Origin of the sequence: Mesorhizobium sp. M0998, from assembly GCF_040318885.1 — a bacterium.
Taxonomy (GTDB): Bacteria; Pseudomonadota; Alphaproteobacteria; order Rhizobiales; family Rhizobiaceae; genus Mesorhizobium.
Map to the genome: position 1 here is coordinate 1 of NZ_JAMYND010000089.1, position 5,233 is coordinate 5,233.

Sequence of the window (5,233 nt, forward strand, 5' to 3'; positions counted from 1 at the left end):
GGTGAAGTATCGGCTTGTCCTTGCCGCTGCTCTTCGCGGCATACGACCTCTCGGCCTCTTGGGATCCATTGCAGAGTTTCGGGATTTAGAGAGGTCGGCTGCCTTCAACACTGGGCACCAAGACGGTTTGCGAGCCGATCAGTCATCTGCATCCCAGATGGTCAACATATCGAATTTATGCTTGAAAGATTCGGGTTCCAGGCGCTTCCTTCGCGCTACAAAACAAGAATGGGGAACGGTGATGTTCATAGTATCACGTCGCAAATTTCTGGAAGGCGCAGGTTCGGCTGTGGCCTTCGCTACTGCTGTCTCATTCGCAGGCGGTAGGGCCCGCGCGGCCGAAACGATTACCGCGGTCGAATGGGGCGGTGCCTACATTGAGGAGATCAAAAAGCTCGCTGCGAAGCAATCGGATGTCGAAATCAATTGGCAATTGCATGCTGGCGGCGCCATGGTAATTCTACCCAAGATTAAGGCCAACTGGCCGAGCCCTGGCATAGACCTTCTGACGGGATGGGATCCGTCGTGGCAAGTGATCGCCCGGGAAGGCTGGGCAGAACCCGTCACGGTGGAAAAGGTTCCGAATCTCGCCGACATTCCGCAAAAGCTACTAGTCAAGGATAGCTCAGGGAATGTCATAAACATCCCCCGTACAATATCGACGCTCTTCTGGTTCTATCGGAAAGACGCTACGCCATTCGAGATCGCTAAAATTGACGATCTGCTGGATCCTCGGCTCAAGGGCAAGGTTTGTTTTCCGGCACCCTCGCTGAACTCCAATCTCCAAATGGTATCACTGGCGCTGCACAAAGGCGGCGACGAGAGAAACATGGAGCCGGCGTGGGATTTCGTGAAGGAACTAGCGCGCAGCGGAAATATAGGGCGCGTTGCAAACGCGGACACCGATGTCACAACCACGATCAGCTCCGGCGAAACCTGCATAAGCTTTGCGGCCGGCAACGGCGCCATCGATCTGGCACGCAACTTCGATATCCGTTATCTGACCAAAATGGACCAAGAGACAGGATTTCGGGCGTTCCTCTATCAGGAAGGATGGTGTGTACTGAAAGGCGGGCAATCGGACGCTGCGTTCAAATTTGCAAACTTCGCAATTAATCCGGAGAACAACTCCGAATTTAATCGGGCGGTCGCAGGCATACCGGTTAATGTCAAGGCGAAGATGACGGACGAAATCAAACCCTTGGCGTTTAACAATGAGGAAATGGAGCGGTACGCATACATTCCGGACTGGTCCTATCTCTCCGAACAGGGCGATGCGTGGATAAAACGCTGGGAACAGGAAGTCATTCCTCTGCTTTAATCGCCAAATGCGCTTCCCGAAGCGTTGACTGGAGAGAATGAATGAAGGAGACGAGAGTTCAATTACTGCTGCTGCTTCCGGCAGTGGCAGTATTCGCCCTCTTCCTCGCGCTGCCGATGTTGACGGTACTTAGTGAGAGTTTCCGTACGTTCGTGCCCGGTCGAATTGGGTCACTCGAAGGAGCTCCGCTCACCGTCCAAAACTATACGGAGCTTTTTCTTCAGGTCTATGCGCGGTACTTTGCACAGACCTATCTCCTGGCGTTCTGGGCGTCCGTCATCGCAATCGTCTTTGCCTTTCCGATTGCCTATTACATTGCTAGGAATGCTTCCCCGTGGGTGCGAAAGACGTGGATTTCTGCACTTATCGGCCTGATGTTCTTGAGTGCCTTGGTGCGGGTTTATTCAATTCAGTTATCATTCGGCTCCGCCGGGATAATCAGTTCAGGAATCTCTGCCCTCGGCGTAAACTCAAACGGTCGGAGCTATCTTTATTTTGTCATCGTCGCCGGATTGCTCCACTATGCCATCCCCATGTCCATCCTGATCCTGATGGGGGCGATACAGAACCTCAACCCGCGCTTGACCGAAGCGGCTCAGTCCCTTGGTGCCTCCGCAGTCAAGTCTCATCTCACTATAACGGTCCCGTTGTGTATCCGCGGATTGGTTTCTGCATTTCTGGTTTCGATGACACTTGGCGTAAGCGCGTTCGTGATCCCGTTGGTCCTAGGGCGAGGGCGCGTGCTATTCATTTCGAATCTTATCTATAGCCGCTTCAGCGAGATTGCGAACTACCCAAGCGGGGCAGCAATTTCTATCGTCATGATGGTGCTTTCCGTGCTCCTGATCTTCATCATGTCCAGACTAGCGACTTTTCTTGATAGGACGTGAAACAATGCTCAGCAAGCGAACTGCCGATTCCGTTCTTGCCTTGTGTTTAACCGCTATCGTCGCAATAACGGCAGTGTTCCTGCTGTTCCCTGTAATTGTAACCGTGCTCATGGCATTCGACGCGCGCGACTACCTTGGTCCATTCCCCCCCCTAAATCTGTCTACGAAATGGTTCGGCCGGCTGATTGATAATACCTATTTGTGGTCTGGGTTTTACACAAGCCTGCTGCTGGCGATCGCGACGACGGCCCTTGCGACCGTCATAGGAGCGTTGGCTGCGTTGGCGACCATCCGGATGACTCCAAGGTGGCGCGATCTGGTCACCACAACATTCCTGTCGCCCCTCGTGATGCCGGGCGTGATCATCGGGTTCGCGCTGCTCATGTTCTTTTCGGTATTGACGCCCCTGCCGCCCTTTCCGAAGTTGCTTGCTGGGCATCTTATAATCACGATCCCGTACACGATCAGAATGACCCTGATCGGGCTTACTGGTATAAGCGAAACGTTGCGCGAGGCCGCGTTGAGTCTCGGCGCCAACAAGCGTCAGGCATTCTTCACCGTCACCTTGCCACTCGCCAAGAATGGCATTGCCGCTGGTGCGATTTTCGCCTTTGCGTTCTCCATGGACGACGTGGCGATCAGCCTCTTCCTGAGTGACTTCGAAACATACACCCTTCCCGTCGCGCTCATCGGTCTAATGAGGTCGAGTTTCGATCTCACAATCGCTGCGGCGGCCGTCGCCCTGATGGCGTTAACCGTTGTTTTATTAATCGTGCTGGACCGTGTGCTCGGTCTCGATCGAGCAATCGGTCAAGGTGTCTATAGGGTTTAATCGAATGAATGTTCTGGAGCTGAAAGAAGTAACCAAAAAGTATGGAGAATTTGTCGCAGTTAATAAAGTATCACTGGATATAGAGAAAGGGAAAATTCTTTCTCTTCTGGGGCCAAGCGGCTGCGGCAAGACGACCACGCTGCGCATCATTGCAGGCTTTGTCTCGCCTGATGGCGGTTTTGTAAAGATTGCGGGTGAGAATGTTGGCCATTTGAGGCCCTATGAACGCAACGTTGGCTTGCTATTCCAAGATTATGCGCTCTTCCCTCACATGACCGTTGCCCAGAATATTGCCTACGGGATGAAATATCGCGGAGTGCCCTCGTCGGAAATACCGACTCGCGTCAAGCAGATGCTTTCGCTTGTTCAACTGACCGGCATGGAGGCCAGATACCCCAGTCAGCTGAGCGGTGGACAGCAGCAGCGGGTTGCGTTAGCGCGGGCGCTCGCAACTGATCCCCAGATCGTTCTTCTTGACGAACCTTTGTCCGCGCTTGACGCGAAGCTTAGGCTGGAACTGCGCATCGAGCTGAAAGAGATACTCAGATCAGTGGGCGCTACCACCATCGTTGTCACGCACGATCAGGAGGAAGCATTGAGCCTAGGCGACGAAGTCGTCGTAATGCGTGAAGGTAAGATTGTTCAGCGTGGAACGCCCAGGCAAATCTACGAGGTGCCTGCAGACAAATTCGTCGCGGAGTTTGTGGGGAGATCCAACTGGCTACATGGGTCACGACGTGGGCGATCCGAGCGGGGCGTCTGTTCCTATTTCACGGGCGACGGACTTGAGATCCGCACGAAGTCCGCGCAGTCCGACCCGGACGGCAACGCAGATCTGTGCGTCAGACCAGAAAACATCGAACTCATAGATGACGCTGTCGGCAAAGTAGCCGAGGATAACGAATATAACGCTCTGCCTGGTGTCGTGCTCGACGTGGCACTGCTCGGCGCCGACGTGCACGTCGTTGTCGAGCTCGCGGGGAAAAAACGACTGTTGGCTATTCGTAAGAATGTTGGAAGGTCTCCGGCACTTGTGCCCGGACAACCCGTGCACGCCCTTTTTTCAGCGTCGGACGTCCTCGTGTTCTAATCTCTCATGTTCCCTGTCAAGGGTGAAGGCGAGAGGGAACAACTGCTTGGTGCAAGTGTGCAGAGCAGCCGGATTGGCTGGAACTGCACAGGCCGGGAGTGGAGCTCAGAGACGACGGTTGGTCAGACTCTCATCCGCGGCTTGGATACCGCCTTCCGTCTCTTCGTCTCGGGGCTTTCCTCGGGCTAGAGGGCGGGTGTCGGGGGGGATTGGCTCGGCCACATAACGTCTAGCGACGGGAGTTCCCCACCGTGCCCGACCCCCCGCCCTGTGCAGCGGGCTGGGTCGAGACGCGTCTATGACGGTTCAACCTCCTGCCCAATGGCCACAGGAAGGCGGCCATCTCGCGCGCGATCGCGGCCACGACCACCGGTGGCTTCTTGCCGGCGGCGTTGGGGCGACGATAGCGAGCGCAGAGCCGGACCTGCACCTTCCAGGCGATGTCGCGGACAGCTTTGGGTAACCCCTCGAGCCGGAGCCTCAGGGCAGGGCCTCGCTGACCCTGGCGGGATGGCGGTAAGTCCAGGCCGCTTCGACCAAGGCGCGGCGAGCGCGTCGATTGCCGGCGAGTGTAAGGCTCGACCCGCGGACCGTGTCGCCGGTCGAACCGCCCCCCGGAACCAGGCCGAGAAAAGCCATCAACTGCGACTGCGACGCGGCGATCAAAGTGAGGTCTCAGGTGACCGCATTTATCTGCGGATTCCGAAGTTAACCGGTCGGGTATTCCGATTTGAAGCCGGCCACCATTCCGGAATGAAGCCGGCCACGCATTCCGATCAATATCCGGCCAATTTGAAGGTCTGAAGACAACCACCTGGGTCAGCAACTTTGGCATGACGGTCCTTTTGAAGAAGGGGCGGGCAATGCCGGCAAAGAGAAGGCTGACCATGAGACAATTACGACAGATGCTCCGGCTTGCCGGACACGGGACGAGCACCCGTGACATTGCGCTGACGCTTGGCGTGGCACGCAGCACCATCCAGGATAAAGCGAGCGGCAGCGGCGGGACTGAGCTGGTCGACGGCGTCATACTGGCGGCGTGCATGGGCGGCTTCATAACGTGCCTGCTCGAGTGCGAGCTCCACATGGCGCCGCTTCTC

4 protein-coding genes and 2 pseudogenes are annotated in these 5,233 nt (G+C 56.0%); 4 read left to right on the forward strand and 2 right to left on the reverse strand.

The window, feature by feature from the left end:
* From NKH59_RS33020 to NKH59_RS33035, 4 genes are all read left to right on the forward strand, one after another.
* Positions 1 to 1,321, forward strand: a 1,321-nt coding sequence (locus NKH59_RS33020) for an ABC transporter substrate-binding protein (RefSeq protein ID WP_353024400.1), incomplete at its 5' end; no start/stop codon positions are given.
* Positions 1,322 to 1,362: 41 nt separating this feature from the next.
* Entirely contained in the window at positions 1,363 to 2,211 is an 849-nt protein-coding gene (locus NKH59_RS33025; protein ID WP_353024402.1) for an ABC transporter permease, read from the forward strand.
* A gap of 4 nt (positions 2,212 to 2,215) precedes the next feature.
* Positions 2,216 to 3,043: an ABC transporter permease gene (locus tag NKH59_RS33030; protein WP_353024404.1), complete on the forward strand. Its 828-nt coding sequence runs from the start codon at positions 2,216 to 2,218 to the stop codon at positions 3,041 to 3,043.
* 4 nt (positions 3,044 to 3,047) lie between these two features.
* Positions 3,048 to 4,133: an ABC transporter ATP-binding protein gene (locus NKH59_RS33035; protein WP_353024406.1), complete on the forward strand. Its 1,086-nt coding sequence runs from the start codon at positions 3,048 to 3,050 to the stop codon at positions 4,131 to 4,133.
* A gap of 229 nt (positions 4,134 to 4,362) precedes the next feature.
* Here NKH59_RS33035 and NKH59_RS33040 read toward each other — a convergent pair.
* Together NKH59_RS33040 and NKH59_RS33045 are read right to left on the reverse strand one after the other, a co-directional pair.
* A pseudogene (locus NKH59_RS33040) lies at positions 4,363 to 4,778 on the reverse strand (transposase); the annotation flags it as partial.
* A gap of 251 nt (positions 4,779 to 5,029) precedes the next feature.
* Positions 5,030 to 5,233 (reverse strand): annotated as a pseudogene (locus tag NKH59_RS33045) (hypothetical protein); the annotation flags it as partial.

What these genes read in the sequence shown, in the direction of transcription:
- NKH59_RS33025 (WP_353024402.1), top strand. Translation starts at nt 1,363, where the DNA reads ATGAAGGAGACGAGAGTTCAATTACTGCTGCTGCTTCCGGCAGTGGCA.
- NKH59_RS33030 (WP_353024404.1), top strand. Translation starts at nt 2,216, where the DNA reads ATGCTCAGCAAGCGAACTGCCGATTCCGTTCTTGCCTTGTGTTTAACC.
- NKH59_RS33035 (WP_353024406.1), top strand. Translation starts at nt 3,048, where the DNA reads ATGAATGTTCTGGAGCTGAAAGAAGTAACCAAAAAGTATGGAGAATTT.